The following is a 25,548-nucleotide window of genomic DNA, read 5'->3' as shown; positions in this document are numbered from 1 at the left end:
CAAGGAATGGTCTGGTCATTTTAGCAAGACTGTTCCCGGCGGCGCGCCCGTCAGGATAGGCGGCCGCCGCTGACACGCTCGATGCCGGCCAGGTCGCGCCAGCTTTGTACCTCAAGAAAACCACGCGCCGCCAGCAGGGCGCGCACGGCCTCGGCCTGGTCGTAGCCATGCTCGAGCAGCAGCCAGCCACCCGGCACCAGGTGATCGGGGGCCCCGTCGACGATGTTACGGAGCGCAGCCAGGCCGTCGGCATGGTCGGTGAGGGCGCTGACCGGCTCGAAGCGCAGGTCGCCCTGCGACAGGTGCGCGTCGCCGGCGGCGATATAGGGTGGGTTGGACGCGATCAGTTCGAAGCGTTCTTCGCCGATGGCGGCGAACCAGTCGCTGCGCAGGAAGCGCACTTGCGCGCCGTTGGCCGCGGCGTTGGCGCGCGCGATGGCCAGCGCTTCTTCGCTGAGGTCGAGCGCCGTCACGCTGGCATCGCGGCGCGCGTGGGCGCAGGCCACGGCGATGGCGCCGCTGCCGGTACCCATGTCGAGCAGGCGGCCGCGCGGCGGCAGGCGCTCCAGGCTCAGTTCGACGATCAGTTCGGTGTCGGGGCGCGGAATCAGGACGCCCGGACCGACCCGGAAGGGCAGGCCGAAGAATTCGCGTTCGCCGACGATGTAGGCGATCGGTTCGCCGGCAAGGCGCCGCTGCACCAGCGCGTCCAGGTGCGCGGCTTCCGCGCTGCTCAAGGCACGTTCGGACTGGGTGATCAGGGACACGCGCGATATTCCCAGCGCGTGGCACAGCAGGATGCGGTTTTCCAGCGGCTCGAGCGGCAAGGCGGCCAGCAGCTGCCGGATGCTTGCCCCGGCCTGGATGGCTTGCGTCATGTGCGTTTCTTGCGCAGCAGGACGAAGGCCAGCAGCACGGTCAATACCACGAACCAGATCGCCGACCACTGCGGGATCGCCAGGCCCATGATGCCGTCGGTGGCGCCTTCGCACAGACCGTCGGCGCGGAACAGCCAGGGCAGGTATTCGGCGGTGGGGATCTTGTTGAGGAAAGTCTCCATCGGGTCGATGCCGCAGCTGAAGCCCGGGTTGGCGATCACGTACAGGTGTTTGCCGACCGTGTACAGGCCGCCCAGCGCCGCCAGCAGGGCCAGCACCGTGCCTTCGCGCACCTTGCCGCTGATGGCCGCCACCAGGCTGGCCACGCCGATCGCCAGGAACATGTAGCGCTGGATCACGCACAGCGGGCAGGGCAGCATGTCGTGGGCATGTTGCAGGTAGAGGGCGACGCCGATCAGGGCGAAGCAGATCGAGGAGATGGCGAACAGGATCTGGCGGTTGGAAGGCAGCATCATGGTTCTTATAGTGTGGTTCAGGACGGGGCAATTCTCGCATGAAGCCCGAATGGCTACTTTATTCTTTGCTTAACCCATCAGTCTCCCAGCGCGGCCAGCAGCTCCGCCTGGTGCTCCGCCGCCAGCGCATTGGTCAGTTCACTCAGGTCGCCATCCATGATGAAGTCCAGCTTGTACAAGGTCAGGTTGATGCGGTGGTCGGTCAGGCGGCCCTGCGGGAAGTTGTAGGTGCGGATCCGTTCGCTGCGGTCGCCCGAGCCGATCAGGCTCTTGCGGGTGGCCGCCTCTTTCGATTGCTGCTCGCGCAGCTGCACGTCCTTGATGCGCGCCGCCAGCACCTTGAGCGCCTGCGCCTTGTTCTTGTGCTGGCTGCGGTCGTCCTGGCACTCGACCACGATGCCGGTCGGCAGGTGGGTGATGCGCACCGCCGAATCGGTCTTGTTGATGTGCTGGCCGCCGGCGCCGGATGCGCGGTAGGTGTCGATGCGCAGGTCGGCCGGGTTGATGTTCACGTCCTCGACCTCGTCGGCTTCCGGCATCACGGCCACGGTACAGGCCGAGGTGTGGATGCGGCCCTGGGTCTCGGTGGCGGGAACGCGCTGCACGCGGTGGCCGCCCGATTCGAATTTCAGTTTCGAGTACACGCCGTTGCCGATGATGCGCACGATGACTTCGCGGTAGCCGCCCAGGTCCGAGGGCGACTCCGACACCAGCTCGACCTGCCAGCGATTGCGCTCCGCGAAGCGGCTGTACATGCGCAGCAGGTCGCCGGCGAACAGGGCCGACTCGTCGCCGCCGGTGCCGGCGCGGATCTCGAGGAAGATGTTGCGCTCGTCGTTGGCATCCTTCGGCAGCAGCATTTTCTGCAGCTCGAGGTCGAGCTCGGCCAGGCGCGCTTTCGCGGCTTCGATTTCTTCCTGGGCGAAGTCCTTCATCTCCGGATCCTGCGCCATCTCCTGGGCGGCCGCGATGTCGTCCTGCGCCGCGCCGTACTGGCGGTACAGGGCGACCAGGGGCGAGAGCTCGGCGTGCTCGCGGGTCATCTTGCGGTAGCTGTCCATGTTGGCGGTGGCGCCTTCGGACATCAGGAGTTCGTCCAGTTCGACGAGTCGGTTGGCCAGTTGGTCCAGCTTGGCCAGCATGGATGGTTTCATGGGTGCTAGGTAAGGTCTAGATAGCCGCGGGGCGGCCGGAACGCGCCTCAGGTGAAGCGCACGACGAAAGGAAGCGGGCCGCTAACGGCGGCCGCGGAACAGCTGGGGCAGCAGGCTGGCGAGGCGGGCGCGCTCGTCGCCCTGGGCGTGGTGCAGCGCCTGCTGGGGGCCGTGCAGGAACTTGGCGGCCAGGCCCTTCGACAGCGCCTCCAGCACGGCCTCCGGGTCGTCGCCGCGCGCCAGCAGCTTGCGTGCGCGTTCGAGTTCGGCCAGGCGCAGCGCTTCGCTCGACTCGTGCAGGTCGCGGATGACCGGCACCATGGCGCGGTCGCCGACCCAGTGCATGAAGGACTGCACGCGCGTCTCGATGATGGCTTCGGCCTGGGCCACGGCGGCCTGGCGGCTTTCGATGCCGGTCTGGACCACTTGGGCAAGGTCGTCCACGGTATACAGGAACACGTCGTCCAGGCGCGCGACTTCGGGTTCGATGTCGCGCGGCACGGCCAGGTCGACCATGAACACCGGGCGGTGGCGGCGCGCCTTGATCGCGCGCTCGACCATGCCGAGGCCGATCAGGGGCAGCGACGAGGCGGTGCAGGAGATCACGATGTCGAAATGCTGCAGGCGCTCGGGCAGGTCGGCCAGGCGGATCGCCTCGCCGTTGTAGCGCGTGGCGAGCTGCTGGCCGCGCTCCATGGTGCGGTTGGCGATGGTGACGGATTTCGGGTTCTGGGCCGCGAAGTGGGCGGCGCACAGTTCGATCATTTCACCGGCGCCGATGAACAGCACGTGCTGGTCGGCGATGCGGTCGAAAATGCGCTGCGACAGACGCACCGCGGCGGCGGCCATCGAGACGCTGTGGGCGCCGATCTCGGTGGTGCTGCGCACTTCCTTGGCCACGGCAAAACTGCGCTGGAACAGCTGGTGCAGGTAGGTGCCCAGGCCGCCGGCTTCCTCGGCGGTGCGCACCGCGTCCTTCATCTGGCCCAGGATCTGCGGCTCGCCGAGCACCATGGAGTCGAGCCCGGAGGCGACGCGGAAGGCGTGGCGCACCGCACTGTCTTGCGGCAGCATGTAGAGGTGCGGGCGCAGTTCGGCGAAATTCAAGGCGTGGTAGTGGGCCAGGAACTGGGCCGAGGCGTCGAGCGGATGGGCGATGTCGCTGGCCGCATACATCTCGGTGCGGTTGCAGGTCGAGAGGATGGCCGCCTCGTTGCCGGAAGCCCCATGCGCGCCCTGGCGTGCGAACCAGCTGCGCGCCGCCTGCACCGCCTTGCCGAGCTGGTCAGGCGCGAGCGCCAGCTGCTCGCGCAGCGAGACCGGTGCGGTCGTGTGGTTCAGGCCAACGGCAAGCAGTTGCATGGTGGGACGGGGTCGACAGGGTTGCACCCATTATACCCTTGTGCGAGAAGGGTTTCAGCGGATGGCCGGGGCCGGCCGCCCATGTTGACGCAATGATCAGGCGCCCAGCTTTTCCAGGCGGTAGCCGTAACTGTAGACCGGCACCAGGCGGAAACCGTTTTCCGGACGCAGGCTGAGCTTGTTGCGCACGCGCGAGACGTGGGTGTCCATGGTGCGCGAAGGCACGTCGGTATCGCGTACCCACACGGATTCATGGATGTAGGCGCGCGACAGCGGACGGCCGATGTTACGGAAGAACAGCAGCGCCAGCGAGAATTCCTTCTGGGTCACGTCGATGATCGAACCGTCCTTGAGCAGGCGTCCCGGGCGGGTCTCGAAGGTGAACGGACCGAACTGCAGCTGCTCGGCGCTGTTCTGCGACGGGTAGGCGCGACGCAGCAGGGCCGAGACACGGGCCACCAGTTCGCCGCGGCGCAGCGGCTTGACCAGGTAATCGTCGGCGCCAGCGGTGACGCCGGCGATGATGTCGTCTTCGGCATTGTTACCGACCAGGAAAATGACGGGCGCGCTGGCCGCCATCTTTTCCTTGGCGCGGCGCAGCACTTCGGCCCCTTCCATGTCGGGGACGTTCCAGTCCATGACCAGCATGTCGGCATTTTCCTTGCGCAGTTGCGCGAGGCATTCCCTGGCGCTGTCATACGGCTGGCAGCTGTGGCCCGCGGCCGTCAGCACCTGGCAAATGAGTTCAGCCTGGCTGCGGTCTTGTTCAAGAACGGCGATCTTCATAGGACATCTACTGTTGAGGTTGCCCTTGTAGGAAGGCTCCTACAAGGGTTAAACCGAATATAGCAGACTTTTACAAAATAACGCTACAGCAAAATAAAGATTTTCTGCGGGAAACGCCGTTGTGTTGTGTTCAAGCGAACGCGAGCCGCGCGTTACACTTGTCCGTACGAAGTAACCGGGAGCCGATATGTTGTTTCGACGCAAAAATAAAGACGTCGTCGCGGCCGAGGCGCCGGCGACGCCGGTGAGCGGGGCCGAGATCGAGGTGGTGCGCGAGCGCTGCCGCGAGATGGTGCGCAAGCGGGCGCTGGTGTCGGCCGGGGTGGCGGCGGTACCGCTGCCGGGCCTGGATGTGCTGTCGGACCTGAGCACCTTCACGCTGCTGGTGGAAGAGGTCAACAAGGAATTCGGCCTGAGCCAGAAACAGATCGAGCGCCTGCATCCGCGCCTGCGGGTACTGGCCTACCAGGCGGCGGCTTCGGTCGGCGGCATGCTGGTGGGGAAACTGGTGACCAAGCGGCTGGTGCTGGTGCTGTTCAAGCGCGCCGGGGTGAAGATCGCGGCCAAGACGGTGGCGAAGGTGGTGCCGATCGCGGGGCAGGTGGCCTCGGCGGCGATCGGCTTCGCCTTGTTCCGCAAGATGGGCTACCAGCACGTAGAGGCCTGCGCCAAGGTGGCGCGCGAGTTGCAGAAGCTGCAGGTGATCGATGCGGGGACGGCGCAGGCGGATAAACAAATGCCCGCTTGAGCGGGCATTTGTTTATCAGGACGTGGCGCGCTCAGGCGTCCGGCAGCACCACGTTCACGTCCAGCACTTCCAGGTTGCCCTGGCGGTCGAGCGAGATCTTGATGTCGTCCGCGCTGACCTTGGTGTATTTCGAGATGACCTCGATCAGCTCGCGGTGCAGGGCCGGCAGGAAGTCCGGGCCCGTGACACTGCTGCGCTCGCGGGCAATGATGATCTGCAGGCGTTCCTTGGCGGCTGAAGCGCTCTTCTTTTTCTCCGGGAATAGAAAGTTGAGAAGTGCCATATCACTTGGCTCCAAAGATACGCTGGAACAGGCCCGGCTTTTCGTAGTTGGTGAAACGCAGCGGACGCTCTTCGCCCAGGAAGCGGGCGATCACGTCTTCGTAGGCCTCGGCCACGTCGGTGCCCTTGAAATGGATCGCCGGGTTGCCCTGGTTCGAGGCATGCAGCACCGATTCCGATTCCGGGATGATGCCGATCAGCGGGATGCGCAGGATTTCCTGCACGTCCTGGTAGGACAGCATTTCGTCGGCTTCCACGCGCTTCGGCGAGTAGCGGGTGATCAGGAGGTGTTCCTTGACCGGCTCCGAACCGCTCTGGGCGCGGCGCGACTTGGCTTGCAGGATACCGAGGATGCGATCCGAGTCGCGCACCGAGGACACTTCCGGGTTGGTGACGATGATCGCCTCGTCCGCGAAGGTCAGCGCCATCAGCGCGCCATGCTCGATGCCGGCCGGCGAGTCGCAGATGATGAATTCGAAGCCCATCTTGACCAGATCGTTCAGCACGCGCTCGACGCCGTCTTCGCTCAGCGCTTCCTTGTCGCGCGTCTGCGAGGCCGGCAGGATGAACAGGTTGTCGGTATGCTTGTCCTTGATCAGCGCCTGGTTCAGGGTCGCCTCGCCGTTGATCACGTTGATCAGGTCGTAGACCACGCGGCGCTCGCAACCCATGATCAGGTCGAGGTTGCGCAGGCCGACGTCGAAGTCGATGACCGCGGTCTTGTGGCCGCGCAGGGCCAGGCCGCTGGAAAAGCTTGCGCTCGAAGTGGTTTTGCCCACACCGCCCTTGCCGGACGTCACAACAATAATTCTTGCCACAAAAAGGTCCTTTACAGTTCTAGCAGTATCTGCGGTCGAAGGTTTATGCGCGGGATGCAGGCGCCAGCGACGAGATCGCCAGCCGGTCGCCGACCAGCTTGATCTGCGCCGGCTGGCGCGTCAGGTCATTCGGGAAGCCGTCGTCGAAGGTGCGGTACACGCCCGCGATCGACACCAGTTCCGGCTGCATCGACAGGGCAAAGATGCGCGCTTCCGGATTGCCGGAGGCGCCCGCCAGTGCCCGGCCGTTCAGGGGCGCGTACACGTGGATGCTGCCGTCGGCGATGATTTCCGCGCCATTGTTGACGACCGCGGTGATGATCAGGTCGGTGCCGCGCGCGTAGATGCGCTGGCCGGCACGCACCGGGGTGTCGATGATCATGGCCGCCACCGGCGCGGGCGCCGGGGCCGGTTCAGGCGCCGGCGTGGGCGCTGGCGTGGGCGCCGGGGTCGGCGCCGCCGCGGCCGGCACTTCTTTCGTTTCAGGGGCGCGCACGCCGCTCGAGCCGTCGTCCAGCGACAGGCCATGGGCGCGGATCGCGTCTGCCATCTCCGGGCCGGCGCCGCGCACGGCCACCGCATTGAGCCGGTATTTCTTCAGCAGCGCCACCAGGGCCGGCCAGTCGATGCTTGGTGCCTCGTGGGCGATGGCGGCGATGTCGATCACCGCGAACTCGTCCTCGAAGAAGTCCGAGACCCCGCCGGTCATCTGGTTCAGTGCCGCGTCGATCGTGGCCGGGTCGGCCGAATGCAGGATCGTCGAAATGGCGACGACCGTGGAAATCTTGATTTCGATGGGCAGCGAGGATGGGGTCTTCAGCATAAAACGGTCTGGTTGGCGTTGCGCTCGTGCATTCTACTGTGAAATTTGACCGAAAGGACATTTACGTACGCATGATTCCTAGTAGAAATGAGTGTTGCCATGACTAGGTGATGCACGTTCAAAAATATGTGCGCAAGATGGTGACAGCCTGTCATGGCAAGGTTGTAATCGGTGGATAAGCTGATAAGATTGATTTCGATTAAACATGGGCTTTGCGCAAACCGTAAGATGCATGCTTTTCGGCCCAGCCGTCTTCAGTTTTTAACATTCCCCGGCCAGACCGGGAACTAGGGAGAGCAACATGGAAGATGTCGTCATCGTGGCCGCCGGCCGCACGCCTGTCGGTAAATTCGGCGGCACGCTGGCCAAGATACCTGCCGCCGAGCTCGGCGCGCACGTGATTCGCCAACTGCTGGCCAAGACCGGTATCGATCCCGCCTCGGTCAGCGAGGTGATCATGGGCCAGGTCCTCACCGCCGGCGCCGGCCAGAACCCGGCCCGCCAGGCCGTCATCAAGGGCGGGCTGCCCGACATGGTGCCGGCCCAGACCATCAACATGGTCTGCGGCAGCGGCCTGAAGGCCACCCACCTCGCCGCCCAGGCCATCAAGTGCGGCGACGCCCAGATCGTCATCGCCGGCGGCCAGGAGAACATGAGCGCCTCGCCGCACGTGCTGAACGGCTCGCGCGACGGTTTCCGCATGGGCGACGCCAAGCTGGTCGATACCATGATCGTCGACGGCCTGTGGGACGTGTACAACCAGTACCACATGGGCGTGACCGCCGAGAACGTCGCCCGCAAGTACGACGTCTCGCGCGCCGAGCAGGATGAATTCGCGCTGCAGTCGCAGCTCAAGGCCGAAGCCGCCCAGAAGGCCGGCAAGTTCAAGGACGAGATCATCCCCGTCGAGATCCCGTCCAAGAAGGGCCCGACCATCTTCGACACCGACGAATACCCGAAGCACGGCTCGACCCTCGAAGCGCTGAGCGGCCTGCGCCCGGCCTTCAACAAGGAAGGCAGCGTCACCGCCGGCAACGCCTCCGGCCTCAACGACGGCGCCGCGGCCGTCATCATGATGAGCGCCTCGAAGGCGAAAGAGCTGGGCCTGACCCCGCTGGCGCGCATCAAGGCCTACGCATCGGCCGGCCTGGACCCGTCGATCATGGGCATGGGCCCGGTCTCGGCCACCCAGCTGTGCCTCAAGAAGGCCGGCTGGACCCATGAAGACGTCGACCTGATGGAAATCAACGAGGCGTTTGCCGCCCAGGCCATCGCGGTCAACAAGGAAATGGGCTGGGATACGTCGAAGATCAACGTGAACGGCGGCGCGATCGCGCTGGGCCACCCGATCGGCGCCTCGGGCTGCCGCGTGCTGGTGACCCTGCTGCACGAGATGGTGCGCCGCGACGCCAAGCGCGGGCTGGCCAGCCTGTGCATCGGCGGCGGCATGGGCGTGGCGCTGGCGGTCGAGCGCGACTGATCCAGCGCGCTCTTACTTAGCGTGAAGCAGTGACTGACAAATACAACTGGAGAAGACAATGGCACGAGTAGCATTGGTGACGGGCGGCATGGGCGGTCTGGGCGAAGCGGTGTGCATCAAGCTGGCCGCTTTGGGTTACAAGGTCGTCACTACATATTCGCCGGGGAACAAGAAGGCAGAAAGCTGGCTGAGCCAGATGAAAGAGCAGGGCTACGACTTCAGGGCCTATCCCTGCGACGTGTCCGACTACGATTCGGCCCAGGCCTGCGTGCGCCAGGTCGAGCAGGAAGTCGGCCCGGTCGACGTGCTGGTGAACAACGCCGGCATCACGCGCGACATGACCTTCAAGAAGATGGACAAGCCGAACTGGGACGCGGTCATGAAGACCAACCTGGATTCCGTGTTTAACATGACCAAGCCGGTCTGCGATGGCATGGTCGAGCGCGGCTGGGGCCGGATCATCAACATCTCGTCGGTGAACGGCCAGAAGGGCGCCTTCGGCCAGACCAACTATTCGGCGGCCAAGGCAGGCATGCACGGCTTCACCAAGGCCCTGGCCCTGGAAGTGGCGCGCAAGGGCGTGACCGTCAACACCATCTCGCCGGGCTACATCGGCACCAAGATGGTGATGGACATCCCGAGCGAAGTGCTGGAAAGCAAGATCATTCCGCAGATTCCGATGGGCCGCCTGGGCAAGCCGGAAGAAGTCGCCGGCCTGGTGGCTTACCTGTCGTCGGAAGAGGCGGCATTCGTGACTGGCGCGAACATCGCCATCAACGGCGGCCAGCACATGCAGTGATCATTGACCGAGTGCACAGACCAAGCGCTTGAGTTGAAAAAGCCGACCCCGACGGGCGATCGTCCGGGTCGGCTTTTTAGCAGATTGCCGTCGTCAAGCCGCCTGTTTGTCTTCCGAAGCTGGCTTGGTAACATCCTGCGCGACTTGGCCGTTATGCAGGATAATTACTCGCTCCGCCATTTGGATCGTTTCAGGACGGTGCGCAACGATAATCCGGGTAAGCGGAATCTTCTCGATGGCTGCGTTAACGGCTTGCTCATTCCATACGTCTAGGTGGCTGGTCGCTTCGTCCAGCACCAAGATTTTTGGATTTTTGTACAGCGCACGTGCCAGTAGGATACGCTGCTGCTGTCCGCCCGACATACCGGTGCCGATATCGCCGACCAGGGTGTTGAAGGCCATCGGCATAGCAGCGATCTCAGGTGCGATAGCGGCGAGTTCGGCGCATATATGGACGCGCTGCATGTCGACCATCGGGTCAAAGAAACTAATGTTGTCCGAGATCGATCCGGCAAACAATGTATCGTCTTGCATTACGGTGCCTAGCAGATGACGGTAGTTCGACAGGCCAAGCGTACCCAAGGGTACTCCCCCGATCCGGATTTCGCCCCCGGTTGGCGTGAGCAGGCCCAACAGTAGCTTCATCAGCGTCGTCTTCCCACAGCCTGACGGCCCGGTAATCGCCATGCATTGACCGGCTGGGATGGTGAGGTTGAGTTCACGGATGACTTCAGGTTCGCTATCGGAATAACGGAAACTCAGGTTCCTGATCTCGATCGAGGGCATGATCTGGTTTGCGTCGACTTCGGCCGCGTCATCATCCCGTTCTGCTTCGGTCAGCACGATGTCGACCACACGCTCGCCATGCAAGCGCATCATTCGCAGTTCGAACAGCTTGTCGATCAGACTAGCCATGCGCTGGCTGAACTGGTCCTTGTAGCTGATGAAGGCGAATACCATCCCGACCGAGAATTCATTGCCGAGCACGGCAATGGCTGCAAGCCAGATCACGATCACCCGCTCCCCGCTGAACAGTAGAGTATTCGCCGTTTGGTACGAGACGGCCAGCCTGGCGATACGCAGTTGGGCGTTGAACTCGTCGGTCAGCGCGTTCATCCAGGATGAACGGCGCTCTTCGCTACGCCCGAACAGGCGAATGCTTTGCATACCGCGCACAGTTTCTATGAAGTGGCTCTGCTGTTTCGCGGAGTGAATGATTTCTTCGGAGTTGGCATCACGCAGAGGGCGGAACATCACTAGGCGCAGCAGCGCGTACAGCAGCACGGCAACGCAGGCCACTGCGGCTAGCTTTACGCTATACAGCAGCATCATGATCAGGGTGCCCAGCACCAGTAAGCCGTCGATGACCCCTTCGACGAACGTTCAACGACAAGGCGATCCAGTTCTGCCTGAGCATCAAGTGCCTGTTCAATTTCTACTAAGCCAGGTCATGAGGATGAAGCAAAGCCTGTTGCGCCTGGCTGGGCTCGACTGGAAAGTGCCGGACTACAGCACGGTAAGCCGGCGGCAAAAGACGCTGAAGGTGGCTATCGGCGCCGTGCCACCCACGACGGGCTTGCATCTGCTGGTGGACAGCACCGGCATCAAGATCCTGGACGAAAGCGAATGAAAGACGAAGAAACATGGTGTGGACTACCGCCGCCAGTGGCGCAAGGTGCATCTTGGGATCGATGCGTCCAGGCTCGAGATCCGGGTCGTGGAAGTGACCGACGACATGGTCGGCAACGCACCTGTCCTGCCAGCGCTGCTCAGCTAGATTCCTGCCGACGAGCGCATTGCCAGCGTCAGTGCGATGGTGCTGACGACACCAAGGACTGTCATGAAGCCATCGCCTTGCGCGCCGCGCATGCGATCCTCTCGACCGGCAAGAACGCCAAGCCCTGGAAGGCAAACCGCTGCGGTGGCGATACGCGTAACGACATCCTCTGGCCGGCCAAAAGGGTGGGACGGGCAATATGGAAGAGATGGAGCGGCTACCACCGGCGCAGCCTTGTCGAAACCAGGATGCGCTGCTTCAAGCTGCTGCGCGAACGAGTCATGGCACGCGATTTTGACCGTCAGGTCGCCGAGCTACAAGTGCGGGCTGCGGTGCTGAACCGATTCACTCGACTGGGCGCTCCGGTCACGGCCCCAGTGTTATATAACGAACTACAAATAGCGTCGGCTCGGCCTTTGCTCGATTTGCTCAACAAAGCCCTCTTAGGCTTGGCAATATACAGGCAAGCTTCTTAGTGACAGTCGAATTTTGAGTTAAATCGATAAACTCGGTTGCACCAGTCTCAATTAGATTCCGATTGATCGACGAATATCGGCAAGGAGTTATAATGACCAGCATTAATTTTATGTAATTTATAGCGCCTGCCATAGTGCCACCTACCGTTGGCGCCAGAATCTACAGAGCAGGCATTCTCCTACACCGCAATTTAAATAAAATCACTGACTTACGGCGCGAGCGTTATCCCTGCCATCAAAATAATGTGTACCTAGTGCCCAGCCGGCCCTGACGCCCACAGCTAACGCTATAAAGCCAGCTACTACGATTACAATTTTAAGATATTTCCAGGTGTCTTTATCGTCCATCTTTTCACCTCGTGCAGTTTATGAAACAATTCTGGTTTCTCATCCAGTATAAAGCCTTGGGAAAATGGCATTGTCATACGATGACAATGCCATTCTGCTTACGGCTGATTATAGTAGTAAATGACAGCAGCCGCACCAAATCCAATCGCAACACCCACTCCGCTGACCGCGGTCAAGGCAAGGCCCACGCGGATTGCGTAGCCAACACCTGGGCTGATCCCGCCGCCAACTTCATCAATTTCTTCCAACGAAAGAGCTTGCATGCCGCCAATGTCAGCTTGAAGAGTATTATTCATCATATAATATTTTTGGAAAATTAATTTCGTTCTACTTTGAGTTTATGGGATATTGAAGAACTTTTTGCCAAATTCCCAGCCGGCGTAGACACCGGCTCCCAGCGCGCCAAAGCCGGCAATTCCTAACGATATGGCCGGCCCAGCGAGAACGACGGGAATGCCACCGCTGATCTCATCAATTTCTTGCAGAGTCAATTCATTCATAAGTCCTCCTTATAAATTTACGAAGCGGAGATAATGTGGCGTCTCCGATATAAATATTAACAATCCTCCAGGAGGAAAGTCAACGCTCAACGAAGAAATATTAATCTTGCATAATTAGACTCCATCGAGGGTCACTTGAAGAATAGTATTCGATAGTTTCGCCAAAAATCATGCGTTAATTTTGCTGAAAATTTAACCGTTAGCATAATGGGATAGAGTTGGATAGAAACTCGCGCGCCCACCGCCAATGAGTCGTAATGGAGGGTTCTCGATTCTCGATCTGAGTACAGAGAGGCTTTGTTGAGCAAATAGTGCACAGGCTGAGCTGACGCTATTTGTAGATCGTTTTATAACACCGGAATCGTGACCGGCCTGCGCAGCCGGGTAAACGGTTTAGCACGGCAGCTCGTACTTGTAGCTCGGCTACCTGACGGATTATCAGATTCGCCAGCTATCCTTCAAGCCGCCTGTCTGTTTTCAGGAACCGGCTTGGTAACATCCTGGTCCACCTGACCGTTGTGCAGGATAATGATGCGCTCTGCCATCTGAATCGTCTCTGGCCGGTGCGCAACAATAATCCGGGTCAGCGGGATCTTCTGGATCGCCGTGTTGACTGCCTGTTCGTTCCACACGTCCAGGTGGCTGGTCGCTTCGTCCAGTACCAGGATCTTCGGATTTTTGTACAAGGACCGCGCTAGCAGGATGCGCTGCTTCTGTCCGCCCGACAGGCCGGTGCCGATATCGCCTACCAGGGTATTGAAGGCCATCGGCATGGCGGCGATTTCGGGCGCGATGGCGGCGAGTTCTGCGCACTTGTAGACGCGCTGCATGTCGATCATCGGGTCGAAGAAGGCGATGTTGTCCGCGATCGATCCGGCAAACAGGGTGTCGTCCTGCATTACGGTGCCGAGCATCTCGCGATAGTTCGTCATGCCGAGCGAACCAAGCGGCACGTCGCCGATGCGGATCTCGCCGGCGGTCGGCGTGAGCAGGCCGAGCACCAGTTTCATCAGGGTGGTCTTGCCGCAGCCCGACGGTCCAGTAATTGCCACGCATTGCCCGGCCGGGATGCTGAGGTTGAGCTCGCGGATGACTTCGGGCTCGCTGTCGGAATAGCGGAAGCTGAGGTTCTTGATCTCGATCGAGGGCATGATGTGGCTGGCGTCCATCTCGGCCGCTCCGTCATCGCGTTCCGCTTCTGTCAGCACGATGTCGGCAAGGCGTTCGCCATGCAGGCGGATCATGCGCAATTCGAACAGCTTGTCGATGAGGCTGGCCATGCGCTGGCTGAACTGGTCCTTGTAGCTGATGAAGGCGAACAGCATGCCGACCGAGAATTCGTTGTTGAGCACGGCCAGGGCCGCGAGCCAGATCACGATCACGCGCTCGCCGCTGAACAGCAGGGTATTGGCGGTCTGGTACGACACCGACAGCTTGGCAATGCGCAGCTGGGCATTGAATTCGTCGGTCAGCGAATTCATCCAGCCCGAACGCCGTTCGTCGCTGCGGCCGAACAAGCGGATGCTCTGCATGCCGCGCACCGTCTCCATGAAGTGGCTCTGCTGTTTTGCGGCGTGGATGATCTGCTCGGAATTCGCATCGCGCAAGGGGCGGAACATGGACCAGCGCAGCAGTGCGTAGAGCAGCACGGCAACGCAAGCCACGGCTGCCAGCTTGACACTGTACAGCAGCATCATGATCAGGGTGCCCAGCACCAGCACGCCGTCGATCACGCCCTCGACGAACTGAGTGGTCAGGCTAGTCTGCATTCGCTGGATCGAGCCGAAGCGCGACACGATGTCGCCGGTATGGCGCTTTTCAAAATACGGCAGCGGCAATTTCAGCAGGTGGGAGAAGGCATTGCCCAGCCATTGCAGGTTCAGGCTGGTGGCGAGCACCGTGGTAACCCAGGAGCGCACGGCGCCGATCGCGGTCTGCAGCAGTACCAGCAGCAGGAAACCGCAGCCCAGCACCGTGATCAGGTCGCGGTCTGCGGCCAGCAGCGCCTCGTCCACGATCCACTGCATGTAGAAGGGTGCGATCAGGGCGCACACCTGCAGGGCCAGGCCGAGCGCGAGCAGCTGGAACAAGCCACGGCGCAGACCGAGCACGCGCCCCATCAGGGAGAACAGCGAGAATTGCTGGCGCTCTTCCTTGGCTTCGAACTGCGCGGTCGGCGTCAGCTCGAGCGCGATGCCGGTGAAGTGCTTGGCGAACTCCTCCATCGGCATGCGCCGCTCGCCGATGGCCGGATCGTGCACGACGACGTGCTTGGCCGAGACCGACTTGAGCACCACGAAGTGGTTCAGGTCCCAGTGCAGGATGCATGGCAGCTTCAGTTCGGGCAAATGCTGCAGGTCCAGTTTCAGCGGGCGTGTCTGCAGGGACAGGCCGCCGGCCATCGCCATCAGGCCCTTCAGGTTGACGCCCTTCATCGACACCGAGAAGCGCCGGCGCATGCTGGGGATATCGATCTGGTGGCCCCAGTAACTGGCCACCATGGCCATGCACGCCAGGCCGCATTCGGCCGCTTCGGTCTGCAGCAGGACGGACAGCCGGCGGCTGTTCCAGAAGGCTAACTGGGAAAGAAGGGGAAATTGCATAGTTCAGCTGCGATCAGGGATGCGCTGGCCACGAATACGGTACCGCAGCCGGCAGGATGACGGAAGACGTATGTGTTTATAGGCGACCAGAAATACTGAACACTGGTTCCAGCACCCATTCGTAGAGCTTGCGGCGCTCGAGCATGACGCTGGCGTCGACCAGCATGCCCGAGCGCAGCGGCATTGCTGTGCCGTAGGCTCGGACAGTCTGCTGATCGAGCTCGAGCCGGACGCGGTACACCGGTTCCGACTGGGCCGCGCCCGGCATTGCGGCCGCCGAGGTTGGCAATTCATCCGGACGTACCGAGGTAGTGGCTACTTCGCGCACGCGAGCCGGGTGCTGGCCGAATTTCTGGTATGGGAAAGCCTGGTAGCGCAGTAAGGCGGTCATGCCCGGCTTGATGAAACCGACCGCACGCGATGGCACATACATTTCTGCTTCCAGCTTGTTCCCCTCCGGCAGGATCGATGCCAGCGAAGTGCTGGTACCGACGGTCTGGCCGAGATTGGCGGAGATCGCCGTGACCGTGCCGCTCTGGCGCGCGCGCACCAGGATTTCGCGGCGCGCCTCGTTCTCGGTCAGGTCTTGCTCGAGCATCGAGGCATTGCGGCGCAAGGCGTTTTCGTCGCGCAGCGCCTGTACTGCGACGTCCCTTTCCTCCGCCTGGGTGCTGGCCAGGTCGCGTTGGGTCGTCGAGCGGATGCGTTCGATCTCGAGCAGGCGCTGGCGCTGGTCGAGCAGCTCGGCTTCGCGCTCCTGCAGTTGCGCCGCCGAGATGTAGTTAGTCGCCTTCAACTGCGCGAAGCGCGCCACGGTCTGCTCGGACAGGGCGATGCGCTGCTTCTGCATGAGCGCCTGGTTGTCCAGCCGCTTGATCTCGCTTTGCAAGTCTTGCGCGCGCTGCTGCAGGGCTGCGCGGCGCTGGACGAACTGTGCCTTGGCTTGCTGCAGTTCGGCATGGAAGCTGTCGCGGCGTCGCGTCAGCAGGTCGGAAACAAGGGCCTCGGTGGAGCTTGCTTCAGCATTGCTGCGCTCGCTGGACACGACGAACAAGACCTCGCCTTCGCGCACGAACTGGCCTTCCTTGATGCGCGCTTCCTTGATCACGCCCATCTGGGTTGAATACACCCGGATAACACCTGCGGTCGGCACCAGCATGCCCTGGACGTGCGATTTGCGGGTCGTCTCGAAAAAGAGGAAAAAGGCGATGAGCAGCAAGGCCAAGGTCACGAACACGCCGGTGAGCACCACATGGCTGACCGGGCGAGTCAGGATGACGGTGCCGTACTGGCGCACCGTGACGTGTTCGATGGCCTGCTGCCGGAACAAGGTCTTGGGCGCAGCTGCGGGTTCAGGTGGCGCTGCGGGAGCTGAAGCATGTTCGGAAGGGGTACTTTCCTGCTCGTCCGAAGTCGTAACGGTGTCGCGCAAAATCTGTCACTTTCAAAGCTGGCTCCAGGCCATCTGCCTGCACGCGGTATTGATCACGAGCACGATAGACCCTGCCACAACAACGAAAAACTTGATGTATTGCTGCAAGATATGCACGAGTATGGCACTGGCTTTCAGGGCTTTGCAAGATCGGAACATTCGTTCTCGGCTGTTTCAGAACAGGTTATGCAATTGGCTTAAAAAGATTGGAAATCCACGACACAATATTAGTAGTAATGCAATATGCGGAATTGATGGCTCAGTGTTGACCGGTTTTCCAGATACCGGAACGAATTACAATCATGGTCTTCCTCACAGTTTAGAGAGGCTTCGATGCACACTCTCCCGCGCGGCGCCTTGGCGCTGTCCAGCCTGGATGAACAATTGCTGCGGCCCGGCACCAAGGGTTTACCGCTCACAGAAGCCCTGCGCCAGGGCGCGATCGGCGTGCAGGGTTGGAACGTCCTGCGCGGCGACACCTCCTTCCCGGTTGCCGTGCTCAAGGCCTCGGCGCTCCAGCACAACCTGGCCTGGATGCGCGACTTCTGCGCACGCCACGGCGCCACCCTGGCCCCGCACGGCAAGACCACGATGAGCCCGCAGCTGTTCGCGGCCCAGCTGGCCAACGGCGCCTGGGGCATCACGCTGGCCAGCGCCACCCAGGTACAGGTGGCGCACCGTTTCAACGTGCGCCGCGTGCTGCTTGCCAACCAGCTGGTGGCGCGCGCCGACATCGAGGCCGTGCTGGCGCTGCTGCATGAGGACCCGGATTTCGAATGCTTCGTATTGGCCGACTCGATCGAAGGCGTGGCGCGCCTCTCGACGGCGGTGACGGCGCGCGGCCTGGCCGGTCCCCTGCCGGTGCTGGTCGAACTCGGTCTGGCCGGCAAGCGCGCCGGTTGCCGCAAGCCCGAGGAGGCGCTGGCGGTGGCGCGCGCCGTTGCCGCTGCCGACGGCCTGGTCCTGGCGGGTTTCGAAGGCTACGAAGGCCTGCTGGTCAGCGACGACCGCGATGCGGATCTACGCGCGGTGCGGGCTTTCCTGGCCGAGCTGGTGGACCTGGTGGAAACGGCGGATGGCGAACGCCTGTTCGGCGCCGACGAGATCCTGATCTCGGCCGGCGGCTCGTCCTATTTCGACCTGGTGGCGCGCGGCTTCGCCGGCATGGACGACCTGTCGCGCCCGGTGCGTCCCGTGCTGCGCAGCGGCTGCTACCTCACCAGCGACCACGGTTCCTACCAGCGTCTGCTGGCCCAGCTCGACACGCGCGAAGCGCACACCGTGGAGGGATTGCGTCCGGCGCTGGAAGTCTGGAGCGCCGTGCAGTCGCGCCCGGAGCCGGGCCTGGCCATCCTCACCATGGGCAAGCGCGACGCCTCCTACGACGAAGCGCTTCCCACGCCGCTGTTCACCCACCGTCCGGGCGCCGACGCAAGTGCGCCAAGCGAGCTGCCGCCCGGCTGCACGATCTTCAAGATGAACGACCAGCACGCTTACCTAGCGCTTCCCGAGGGCGGCATCCGCGCCAGCCTGCAGGTCGGCGACCTGGTCGGCTGCGGCATCTCGCATCCCTGCACGACCTTCGACAAGTGGCAGGTGCTGCTGGCGGTGGACGACGCCTATAACGTGCGCGAGGCGTTGAACACCTTCTTCTGAAAGGATAGGCTCTACGCTACAATCGGCTTCCACCCGCCGAGAGAGTAGAGTCCCCATGCCTGCCACACCGCCGTCCCTGTTCCCGCCGATCCAGCCCATCCGCCACGGCATGCTCGCCGTCGACGAGCTGCACACGATCTACTGGGAAGAAGTCGGCAACCCCAACGGCATCCCGGTACTGTTCCTGCACGGCGGGCCGGGCGCCGGACTGTCGCCGCAGCACAGGCGTTTCTTCGACCCGAGCGCCTACCGCGTGATCCTGTTCGACCAGCGCGGGGCCGGCAAGTCGACGCCGCTGGGCGAATGGCGCAACAATACGACCCAGCTGCTGATCGACGACATCGAGCGCCTGCGCCAGATGTTCGGCGTCAAGCAGTGGCTGGTGTTCGGCGGCTCCTGGGGCTCGACCCTGGCGCTGGCCTACGGCGAGGCCCACCCCGAGCGCTGCCTCGGCTTCGTGCTGCGCGGAATCTTCCTGTGCACCAAGGCCGAAGTCGACTGGTTCATCAACGGCGTCAAGTGGTTCTATCCGGAGCTGTACGAGGAATTCGTGGCGCCGATTCCGCAGGCCGAGCGCGACGACCTGCTCAAGGCCTATTGCGAGCGCCTGCTGTGCAACGATCCCGCCGTGTACTGGCCCGCCGCGCGCGCCTGGAGCCGCTTCGAAGGCCGGCGCGTGTTCCTGCTGCCGCAACCGGACGAGCCCTCGTCGGACGCGCTCGACCTCGGCGTCGGCCGCCTCGAATCGCACTACATGCTGCACGGCGCCTTCCTGGACGAAGACCAGCTGGTGCGCGACATCGGCCGCATCGCCCACCTGCCGGCCACCATCGTGCAGGGCCGCTACGACGTGATCTGCCCGCCGCTGTCGGCCTGGCGCCTGCACCAGGCCTGGCCGGGCGCCAAGCTGCACATGATTCCGGACGGCGGCCACGGCGCCCTCGAGACCGGCATCGCCCGGGCGCTGGTGAGCGCGACCGAACAGTTCAAGCGCCACGGCCGCTTTGATTGAGGGCTGTTACACTATGAAGAAAACCTAGAATAACGAAGACGAAGCGTTCCCATGAATCTCCAGCTTAGCGACATCGGCCACGTCATCCAGTTGGCGATCGCCCCGGTCTTCCTGCTGACTGGCGTGGCGACCAAGCTGACCGTGCTGACCAACCGGCTGGCGCGCATCATCGACCGCACCCGCGTGCTCGAAGACCGCCTGCGCGACGGCCCGGACGCCGAATATTCGGCCGAACTCGAGATCCTGTACGTCCGCTCGCACCTGGTCAACACGGCGATCGGCTCCAGCACCGCTTGCGGCCTCTTGATCTGCCTGGTCATTGCGACGCTGTTCCTCGGCGATACCATGAACATCCCGCTGGACCAGTACATCGCCGGCCTGTTCGTGTTCGCCATGATCGGCCTGATCAGCAGCTTCGTCTATTTCCTGCGCGAGGTATTGATCGCTTCGCGCTTCATGCGCATGCAGCACCTGCACTCGCTCCGGCAGCCGCGCCAGCGCGCCACTTTCACAGATTGAACCGAACATGCACGACTACGAACGCCCCCCAACCCTGCACCGCTACGCGACGCGCACCGAACTCGAAGCCGCGCTGCGTGGCCAGTTCCGCCTGGTTCCCAGCGGTTTCTTCCTGACCGTGTCGTTCTCGACCGTGTGGGACAAGCGCCTGTTCGACGTGCTTGGCCCGGCCGACAGCTGCCTGGTGATCCACAACACCGAGCTGTTCGGCGAACGCCTGCACCGCGCGGTGCAGCGTACCTTGCCCGACTGGGCCGGCATCGACGGGCCGGTCGAGTACGGCGCGCGCTCGCGCCTGGGCGCGGCCTTCACCAAAGGCGCCGGCCAGGCGCTGGAACAGGAATGGCAGTTCGCCTGGCGCTCGATGTCGCCTGACGCGGTCCTGCGGCCGGTCACGGTGAACATCGGCAGCATCGAAGGCTTCGCCGAGCTGCGCGACCGCGAAAGCCACCTCGTCTGAACGCAAGCCGCACCGTTTAGAGCCACGTCTCCACGAAATCACGGTGTAATGCCGTGATGACGCATTCACTTTATCCGCAGCTCCTCGCACCGCTCGACCTCGGTTTCACCAGCCTCAAGAACCGCGTGATCATGGGTTCCATGCACACCGGGCTCGAAGACCGCTTCTACAACTACGGCAAGCTGGCCGCGTTCTACCGCGAACGCGCGCGCGGCGGCGTCGGCCTGATCGTCACCGGCGGCATCTCGCCGAACCGCCAGGGCTGGCTGCTGCCATTCGGCGGCACCCTCAACTTTCTCGGCGACGTGCCCAACCACCGGCGCGTGACGCGTGCCGTGCACGAAGAAGGCGGCAAGATCGTGCTGCAGATCCTGCACGCCGGCCGCTATGGCTACCAGCCCTTCGTGGTGTCCGCGTCGAACCTGAAGTCGCCGATCTCGAAGTTCAAACCAAAAGCGCTCGACGCCGCCGGCATCGAGTCCACCATCGCCGCCTATGCGCGCTGCGCCAGGCTGGCGAAGCTGGCCGGCTACGACGGCGTCGAAGTGATGGGCAGCGAAGGCTACCTGCTCAACCAGTTCCTGTGCGCGCGCACCAACAAGCGGACGGACGAGTGGGGCGGCCCGATCGAGAACCGCATGCGCCTGGCCGTCGAGGTGGTGCGCCGCATCCGCGCCGTGGCCGGCCCCGACTTCATCCTGATGTACCGTCATTCCGTGCTCGACCTGGTCGAAGGCGGCAATACCTGGGACGAGGTGGTGGCAGTGGCCAAGGCCCTGGAAGAGGCGGGCGTCACGATCCTGAACACCGGCTACGGCTGGCACGAGGCGCGCGTGCCGACCATCGTCACCTCGGTGCCGCGCGCGGCCTTTGCGGAGGTGGCGGGACGCCTGCGCCGGGAAGTCAGCATTCCCGTGGTGGCATCGAACCGCATCAACATGCCGGGTGATGCCGAGGCGCTGCTGGGGCGGGGCGAGGCCGACCTGGTGTCGATGGCGCGGCCCTTCCTGGCCGACCCGGACTGGGTGGCGAAGGCGGCCGGCGGCCGCGCCGACGAGATCAACACCTGCATCGCCTGCAACCAGGCCTGCCTCGACCACACCTTCTCGAACCGGCGCGCCAGCTGCCTGGTCAACCCGCGCGCCTGCCACGAGACCGAACTGGTGTTCAGCAAGAGCGCCAGGCCGCGCCATGTCGCCGTGGTCGGCGCCGGGCCGGCCGGCCTGTCGGCGGCCACCGTGGCGGCCGAGCGCGGGCACCGGGTGACGCTGTTCGATGCGCTGGACCGCGTCGGCGGCCAGTTCAACGTCGCCATGCGCGTACCGGGCAAGGAAGAATTCGCGGAGACCATCCGCTATTTTGGGCGCAGGATCGAACTCCTTGGGGTCGACCTGCAGCTGAACCGGCGCGTCAGCCGTGAAGAGCTGCTGGCGGCGGGCTACGATGACGTGATCGTCGCTACCGGCATCACCACGCGCAAGCCGAAGATCGAAGGCATCGACCACCCGAAGGTGCTGAGCTACCTCGACGTGCTGCGCGAGGGCAGGCCGGTGGGACGGCGCGTGGCCATCATCGGCGCGGGCGGGGTCGGTTTCGACATGGGCGAGTTCCTGGTGCACGACCCGAGCGTGCCGCTGCCGGTGCCGAAGGCGCACTGGATGGGGGAGTGGGGCGTCGACCCGGAGGCGGGCACGCCGGGCGGCCTGGCGCCGCCGGTCAAGCCGCATCCGCCGCGCGAAGTCTGGCTCCTGCAGCGCAAGAGCACGCGTCCGGGTGCAGGGCTGGGCAAGACCTCGGGCTGGGTGCACCGCGCGACCCTGGTGCGCAACGGCGTGCAGATGCTGGCGGGGGTGCAGTACGAGCGCATCGACGACGCGGGCCTGCACATCACGGTCGGCGGGGAACGGCGCCTGCTGGAAGTGGACAACGTGGTGGTCTGCGCCGGGCAGGAGAGCCTGGCGGAACTGATGCCGGCGCAGCCTGTCCAGGGCGGGCCGCGCTTCCACAAGATCGGCGGGGCGGCGCTGGCGTCGGAGCTGGATGCGAAGCGGGCGATCCGGGAGGGTGCTGAACTGGGCGCCCGTTTATAAGAGGCGACCCAAAACGTGTCAAAACGTTTATTTCTTGCGTCCGAATTATTGATCAGCTAGTCTGCACATAACTCCTGGTTTTTCGCCAGCCAGGACTTTCAGTACGCAAATTGCGCACTTCTCTAGATATAGCGATCGACAGGAAAAGAATTGAACAAAAGTGACGACTACGCCTACGGTATTGATGCGCTACGTTTTTTCGCTGCCATGATCGTAGCGGTATTTCACCTTACCTATCGTACGGTGGAGGGCGCCATGATCATGCCTTTTGGCTGGGTTGGTGTGGAGATCTTCTTTGTCATTTCCGGTGTCGTCATTGCCAATTCAGCGCATGGCTCCAGTCCGCGACGATTCCTGATCGGGCGATTCCTTCGACTTTATCCTGCTGCATGGATCGCGGGCATCGCAAGTTTTGCGCTGATGTCCTCGATTCCCTGGGACGCCTACAAGGAGCAGGGCATCGGCGTTGTGCCACAGCTGGGAGCCCTCGCGCGCTCGATGACCCTGGTGGGCAATTACTACATTAGCAGCGCGTACTGGACACTGCCGATCGAGCTCGCATTCTACTTTCTTATCTTTCTCGCACTGTGTACCGGTGGGCAGCTAAAGCTGGTCGCTATTGCACGTGCGCTGATTGTGCTCAGCAGTCCCTACTTGATCGCCGCCTTCTGCCAGAAAATTGGCCTGTTGAATTTGCCCTGGCTTGAAGTGGGTTTCGGGCTAACGAATATGCTGCTGATCCGACATGGTTGTTTCTTCGCGATCGGAATCTATATCTGGTACCTTACCGAAGGCTATCCAGTAAAACGGACCGATTTGCTGCTATTTCTCGCTGCATTCATCCTGGCAACGATCGAAATTTCCACTGGAGCGATCCATGCTGCGGCAACGGACAGTGTGATGAGTTCCACTTTCTTGTTAGTCTCGTGCATTATGACCTTCGCCATGTGCACATACGGGGTCTACCTGTCGATGCGCCACCGGAAGACGCTGCGTCTTGCTCCTCCAGCCAAACGTGTCCTGCGCGCCTTGGGACTGGTTACCTATCCGCTATATCTCATGCACGAAGCACTGGGCGGTTTCATCTTGTACCACGTGACTGCCGACATGGCGCCTTATCTTGTTCGGGTAGCGCTTGCGGTGGCGGCAACCATCATCGCAGCCTATGCCGTCTCTGCATATGGGGAACCACTACTGCGCAATTACTTGCGCGCCTTGATTCCTCTACTCTCGATGAAATTCATGAAGAGGCAGGACGCACGGGAATAGCGAAAGCACGGTGCTTGGCCAACACTTACCCTTACCTCCATTTAAAGGAGAATTGAATCCACTCTCAAGTCGTGCAGCGTGATCGCGGATGGATGGGACGTCGGTACAGCTGGATACGCCGGTCCGCTGATTCATAGACCAGCGTACTCGGGGCGGCAATGTTAGCGATATCCGCCTTGAGTGGCATTTTGGCCTGGTCGGCGTGGCCCCAGCGCAGCAAGTAATCGACAGGGATGCCGGATTGCGCTTCAAAGCGGTCCACGCTCAAGTGCTCGATGGCCGTGCGCTGCTGAGCTGGTTGCCAGTCGAACAGAAGTTCTTGGACATTATGTTTTTCGCGGTATTGGATCGGATATACGTCGAGCCGGACGATATAGTTAAATAGCGCTACCCGGTCATACCGGTGTTCGAGACGTGTTGCCACGTGAAAAAAAGGGCTATAGCGCATTTGCTGGTTTTGCGGCCGCTTCTCAAGAACTACTGGCAAGACCGCGCAATGCTGGCCGACGATCCGATCGATCGCGTCCAGATGAACCAGCTCTTCCTTCACCTTCCCTTGTGTGTGCATCGTGCTGGCCAATAGGCCGACGCTGGCGCCTACCGCTACGATCGCAATAACGGCTTTGGTTCTGCTTCCAAGCGGCAAGTAGGCAAAGCAGAAGGGCGCGGTTAGTGCAGGAAACAGACACATCCGCAGAAAATGGGTCCACCCTCCTCCCATGACGTCAGGGAATAGCAACGCCTGCAGAGTGAGCGCTGCAACGAGTGCGACGGCGCCCGCCAGCCCGGCCATATCCTCGCTCAAGGCCGCGCGTGCGAACCACAGTCTCACAATCCCCCATACCACACCGCCGACGAGTACAAGATTCAACACCAGTCCGATCTTTGCATCGCTGAGCGCGTTCACTTCCAGGATTCGCAGTGTCGCCAGGTCGAGCAGCCGTCCTTGTAGCCAAGTTCCATAAATCATGGGGCCCTTGCTGTTGCTGGTTAGCATTAGCAAGGCGAGGGGCGTGAGGCTGGCGGCGATCAGGAACTCACGCTTGAGAGACAGAATTGACTTCCCCCAGGTTCGGTGGATACGCAGCTCCAACCCGACACGCACGAGGGCCAGGCTTGCAATGCTGACGAGGGCAGCAATGAAACCCGCCGCGTGAGCAAAAAAGGCCAGGTATAGCATGGCGATCGGAAACAGTGCTCGCTTGATCGCGTCTGATCGCAGCATCCAGAAATAGGCACCGAGCGTTAGAAAGAACGCGACGATGGAGAAACAAAAATTGTACAGGCCAAGGAAAAAGCACTGATTAAAGGATAGCGGCAGGATCAGGATCGCTAGCCATGCCCGGTCGGAGCGGATCTGCGCGATCGCAAAATATGCGGCAAGCGGCGGGCCGAGCAAAGCAATCAGTTGCACCACTGACTCGGCATGGTCCGTTGAGACAAATTTCAACAATGGTATCAGCACGAGATAGGCGGCGACATTCGGATTTAGCGTGTCGTTAGACCGATACATATCGGTGGCCAGCGATCCCTCGACAGCATGTGCCAGGAAGTTGGCAATACCGAGGTGAGCTGGTCCATCATTGGTATAGATCGGCAGCACGGATGCGAGTAACACACTGAATAACAAGAAGAAGGCGAGCAGGCCGATGCCGAACTGTGGCGCCGTAGCTGGAGAAATTCGTTTCATGGCTTATTGTTCTGATGGGGGGCGCCGATCTTGCTAGCTGAGGCATGCATTTCAACTAGTGCTACCTGAACATGTCAACAAGCAGCAAGGATGACGGCAAACTATTGGAA

23 protein-coding genes and 1 pseudogene are annotated in these 25,548 nt (G+C 62.2%); 10 read left to right on the top strand and 14 right to left on the bottom strand.

Annotated features, from left to right (window positions below; genetic code table 11):
* Positions 1-50: 50 nt before the first annotated feature.
* From prmC to YWC_RS0106235, 5 genes are all read right to left on the bottom strand, one after another.
* Positions 51-878: a peptide chain release factor N(5)-glutamine methyltransferase gene (gene prmC / locus YWC_RS0106255; RefSeq protein WP_027864599.1), complete on the bottom strand. Its 828-nt coding sequence runs from the start codon at positions 876-878 to the stop codon at positions 51-53.
* Positions 875-1,348 (bottom strand): disulfide bond formation protein B, encoded by a 474-nt coding sequence (locus YWC_RS0106250; protein ID WP_027864598.1) that lies wholly within the window; start codon positions 1,346-1,348, stop codon positions 875-877. The genes prmC and YWC_RS0106250 overlap by 4 nt, the downstream gene beginning before the upstream one ends.
* 83 nt (positions 1,349-1,431) lie before the next feature.
* Positions 1,432-2,508: a peptide chain release factor 1 gene (gene prfA, locus YWC_RS0106245; RefSeq protein WP_036213355.1), complete on the bottom strand. Its 1,077-nt coding sequence runs from the start codon at positions 2,506-2,508 to the stop codon at positions 1,432-1,434.
* An 81-nt stretch (positions 2,509-2,589) separates the two neighbouring features.
* Complete coding sequence (gene hemA, locus YWC_RS0106240; RefSeq protein WP_027864596.1) at positions 2,590-3,870, bottom strand: glutamyl-tRNA reductase; 1,281 nt, start codon at positions 3,868-3,870, stop codon at positions 2,590-2,592.
* A gap of 96 nt (positions 3,871-3,966) precedes the next feature.
* On the bottom strand, positions 3,967-4,656 hold the full coding sequence (locus YWC_RS0106235; RefSeq protein ID WP_027864595.1) for a response regulator transcription factor: 690 nt from the start codon (positions 4,654-4,656) through the stop codon (positions 3,967-3,969).
* Between the two features lie 187 nt (positions 4,657-4,843).
* On the opposite strand from YWC_RS0106235, the gene YWC_RS28510 reads away from it, so the two are divergent.
* Positions 4,844-5,404: a hypothetical protein gene (locus tag YWC_RS28510; protein ID WP_051306270.1), complete on the top strand. Its 561-nt coding sequence runs from the start codon at positions 4,844-4,846 to the stop codon at positions 5,402-5,404.
* 31 nt (positions 5,405-5,435) lie between these two features.
* On the opposite strand, the gene minE is transcribed toward YWC_RS28510, so the two are convergent.
* Genes minE through minC form a run of 3 tightly spaced genes read right to left on the bottom strand, consistent with a single transcriptional unit; the run spans position 5,436 to position 7,327 of the window.
* Positions 5,436-5,687, bottom strand: coding sequence for a cell division topological specificity factor MinE (gene minE / locus YWC_RS0106225; protein ID WP_027864594.1), 252 nt, complete (start codon positions 5,685-5,687; stop codon positions 5,436-5,438).
* 1 nt (position 5,688) lies between these two features.
* Entirely contained in the window at positions 5,689-6,504 is an 816-nt protein-coding gene (gene minD, locus YWC_RS0106220; RefSeq protein ID WP_027864593.1) for a septum site-determining protein MinD, read from the bottom strand.
* 43 nt (positions 6,505-6,547) lie between these two features.
* Positions 6,548-7,327 (bottom strand): septum site-determining protein MinC, encoded by a 780-nt coding sequence (gene minC / locus YWC_RS0106215; RefSeq protein WP_027864592.1) that lies wholly within the window; start codon positions 7,325-7,327, stop codon positions 6,548-6,550.
* A 301-nt stretch (positions 7,328-7,628) separates the two neighbouring features.
* Between minC and YWC_RS0106210 the strand changes: the two genes are divergently transcribed.
* Together YWC_RS0106210 and YWC_RS0106205 are read left to right on the top strand one after the other, a co-directional pair.
* On the top strand, positions 7,629-8,807 hold the full coding sequence (locus YWC_RS0106210; protein WP_027864591.1) for an acetyl-CoA C-acetyltransferase: 1,179 nt from the start codon (positions 7,629-7,631) through the stop codon (positions 8,805-8,807).
* A gap of 58 nt (positions 8,808-8,865) precedes the next feature.
* Positions 8,866-9,606: a beta-ketoacyl-ACP reductase gene (locus YWC_RS0106205; protein WP_027864590.1), complete on the top strand. Its 741-nt coding sequence runs from the start codon at positions 8,866-8,868 to the stop codon at positions 9,604-9,606.
* A gap of 93 nt (positions 9,607-9,699) precedes the next feature.
* Here YWC_RS0106205 and YWC_RS28505 read toward each other — a convergent pair whose 3' ends face one another.
* Positions 9,700-10,956 (bottom strand): peptidase domain-containing ABC transporter, encoded by a 1,257-nt coding sequence (locus YWC_RS28505; protein ID WP_036213352.1) that lies wholly within the window; start codon positions 10,954-10,956, stop codon positions 9,700-9,702.
* Here YWC_RS28505 and YWC_RS31945 point away from each other — a divergent pair.
* Positions 10,859-11,763, top strand: a pseudogene (locus tag YWC_RS31945) (IS5 family transposase); the annotation flags it as partial. The gene YWC_RS28505 and the pseudogene YWC_RS31945 sit on opposite strands and share 98 nt — an antisense overlap.
* 542 nt (positions 11,764-12,305) lie before the next feature.
* Here YWC_RS31945 and YWC_RS0106195 read toward each other — a convergent pair.
* The 4 genes from YWC_RS0106195 to YWC_RS0106180 all read right to left on the bottom strand — a co-directional run bounded on the left by YWC_RS0106195 (position 12,306) and on the right by YWC_RS0106180 (position 16,640).
* The gene (locus tag YWC_RS0106195; RefSeq protein ID WP_027864589.1) at positions 12,306-12,506 is read right to left on the bottom strand and encodes a hypothetical protein; all 201 of its coding nucleotides are present in this window, start codon (positions 12,504-12,506) and stop codon (positions 12,306-12,308) included.
* Positions 12,507-12,545: 39 nt separating this feature from the next.
* The gene (locus tag YWC_RS32685) at positions 12,546-12,707 is read right to left on the bottom strand and encodes a hypothetical protein (RefSeq protein WP_156923529.1); all 162 of its coding nucleotides are present in this window, start codon (positions 12,705-12,707) and stop codon (positions 12,546-12,548) included.
* A 458-nt stretch (positions 12,708-13,165) separates the two neighbouring features.
* A complete protein-coding gene (locus tag YWC_RS28495; RefSeq protein ID WP_036213349.1) occupies positions 13,166-15,310 on the bottom strand; it encodes a peptidase domain-containing ABC transporter in 2,145 nt (714 codons plus the stop codon).
* Between the two features lie 76 nt (positions 15,311-15,386).
* A complete protein-coding gene (locus YWC_RS0106180; RefSeq protein WP_027864588.1) occupies positions 15,387-16,640 on the bottom strand; it encodes an HlyD family secretion protein in 1,254 nt (417 codons plus the stop codon).
* A gap of 435 nt (positions 16,641-17,075) precedes the next feature.
* On the opposite strand from YWC_RS0106180, the gene YWC_RS0106170 reads away from it, so the two are divergent.
* The 6 genes from YWC_RS0106170 (at position 17,076) to YWC_RS0106145 (ending at position 23,748) form a co-directional block, all read left to right on the top strand.
* On the top strand, positions 17,076-18,398 hold the full coding sequence (locus YWC_RS0106170) for an amino acid deaminase (RefSeq protein WP_027864587.1): 1,323 nt from the start codon (positions 17,076-17,078) through the stop codon (positions 18,396-18,398).
* A 55-nt stretch (positions 18,399-18,453) separates the two neighbouring features.
* Positions 18,454-19,410, top strand: a complete 957-nt coding sequence (pip, locus tag YWC_RS0106165) for a prolyl aminopeptidase (RefSeq protein WP_027864586.1) — start codon at positions 18,454-18,456, stop codon at positions 19,408-19,410.
* 51 nt (positions 19,411-19,461) lie between these two features.
* Positions 19,462-19,929 (top strand): DUF2721 domain-containing protein, encoded by a 468-nt coding sequence (locus YWC_RS0106160; RefSeq protein ID WP_027864585.1) that lies wholly within the window; start codon positions 19,462-19,464, stop codon positions 19,927-19,929.
* 7 nt (positions 19,930-19,936) lie between these two features.
* Positions 19,937-20,389, top strand: a complete 453-nt coding sequence (locus YWC_RS0106155) for a hypothetical protein (RefSeq protein WP_027864584.1) — start codon at positions 19,937-19,939, stop codon at positions 20,387-20,389.
* A gap of 56 nt (positions 20,390-20,445) precedes the next feature.
* Entirely contained in the window at positions 20,446-22,479 is a 2,034-nt protein-coding gene (locus YWC_RS0106150; protein ID WP_036213346.1) for an NADPH-dependent 2,4-dienoyl-CoA reductase, read from the top strand.
* 150 nt (positions 22,480-22,629) lie between these two features.
* Positions 22,630-23,748: an acyltransferase family protein gene (locus YWC_RS0106145; RefSeq protein WP_027864582.1), complete on the top strand. Its 1,119-nt coding sequence runs from the start codon at positions 22,630-22,632 to the stop codon at positions 23,746-23,748.
* 64 nt (positions 23,749-23,812) lie between these two features.
* On the opposite strand, the gene YWC_RS0106140 is transcribed toward YWC_RS0106145, so the two are convergent.
* Positions 23,813-25,438 carry a hypothetical protein gene (locus YWC_RS0106140; RefSeq protein WP_027864581.1) on the bottom strand — a complete coding sequence of 542 codons (1,626 nt, stop codon included), beginning with the start codon at positions 25,436-25,438 and terminating at the stop codon, positions 23,813-23,815.
* Positions 25,439-25,548 lie beyond the last annotated feature (110 nt).

The sequence above is a fragment of the Massilia alkalitolerans DSM 17462 genome (genome assembly GCF_000427785.1).
Taxonomy (GTDB): Bacteria; Pseudomonadota; Gammaproteobacteria; order Burkholderiales; family Burkholderiaceae_D; genus Telluria; species Telluria alkalitolerans.
This window is presented reverse-complemented; position numbering and strand designations above follow the sequence as displayed.

Bases quoted from the DNA above. Each gene is read 5' to 3' on its own strand.
- prmC (WP_027864599.1), bottom strand. From the start codon at position 878: ATGACGCAAGCCATCCAGGCCGGGGCAAGCATCCGGCAGCTGCTGGCC.
- prfA (WP_036213355.1), bottom strand. From the start codon at position 2,508: ATGAAACCATCCATGCTGGCCAAGCTGGACCAACTGGCCAACCGACTC.
- hemA (WP_027864596.1), bottom strand. From the start codon at position 3,870: ATGCAACTGCTTGCCGTTGGCCTGAACCACACGACCGCACCGGTCTCG.
- YWC_RS0106235 (WP_027864595.1), bottom strand. From the start codon at position 4,656: ATGAAGATCGCCGTTCTTGAACAAGACCGCAGCCAGGCTGAACTCATT.
- YWC_RS28510 (WP_051306270.1), top strand. From the start codon at position 4,844: ATGTTGTTTCGACGCAAAAATAAAGACGTCGTCGCGGCCGAGGCGCCG.
- minE (WP_027864594.1), bottom strand. From the start codon at position 5,687: ATGGCACTTCTCAACTTTCTATTCCCGGAGAAAAAGAAGAGCGCTTCA.
- minC (WP_027864592.1), bottom strand. From the start codon at position 7,327: ATGCTGAAGACCCCATCCTCGCTGCCCATCGAAATCAAGATTTCCACG.
- YWC_RS0106210 (WP_027864591.1), top strand. From the start codon at position 7,629: ATGGAAGATGTCGTCATCGTGGCCGCCGGCCGCACGCCTGTCGGTAAA.
- YWC_RS0106205 (WP_027864590.1), top strand. From the start codon at position 8,866: ATGGCACGAGTAGCATTGGTGACGGGCGGCATGGGCGGTCTGGGCGAA.
- YWC_RS0106195 (WP_027864589.1), bottom strand. From the start codon at position 12,506: ATGATGAATAATACTCTTCAAGCTGACATTGGCGGCATGCAAGCTCTT.
- YWC_RS32685 (WP_156923529.1), bottom strand. From the start codon at position 12,707: ATGAATGAATTGACTCTGCAAGAAATTGATGAGATCAGCGGTGGCATT.
- YWC_RS28495 (WP_036213349.1), bottom strand. From the start codon at position 15,310: ATGCAATTTCCCCTTCTTTCCCAGTTAGCCTTCTGGAACAGCCGCCGG.
- YWC_RS0106170 (WP_027864587.1), top strand. From the start codon at position 17,076: ATGCACACTCTCCCGCGCGGCGCCTTGGCGCTGTCCAGCCTGGATGAA.
- pip (WP_027864586.1), top strand. From the start codon at position 18,454: ATGCCTGCCACACCGCCGTCCCTGTTCCCGCCGATCCAGCCCATCCGC.
- YWC_RS0106160 (WP_027864585.1), top strand. From the start codon at position 19,462: ATGAATCTCCAGCTTAGCGACATCGGCCACGTCATCCAGTTGGCGATC.
- YWC_RS0106155 (WP_027864584.1), top strand. From the start codon at position 19,937: ATGCACGACTACGAACGCCCCCCAACCCTGCACCGCTACGCGACGCGC.
- YWC_RS0106150 (WP_036213346.1), top strand. From the start codon at position 20,446: ATGACGCATTCACTTTATCCGCAGCTCCTCGCACCGCTCGACCTCGGT.
- YWC_RS0106140 (WP_027864581.1), bottom strand. From the start codon at position 25,438: ATGAAACGAATTTCTCCAGCTACGGCGCCACAGTTCGGCATCGGCCTG.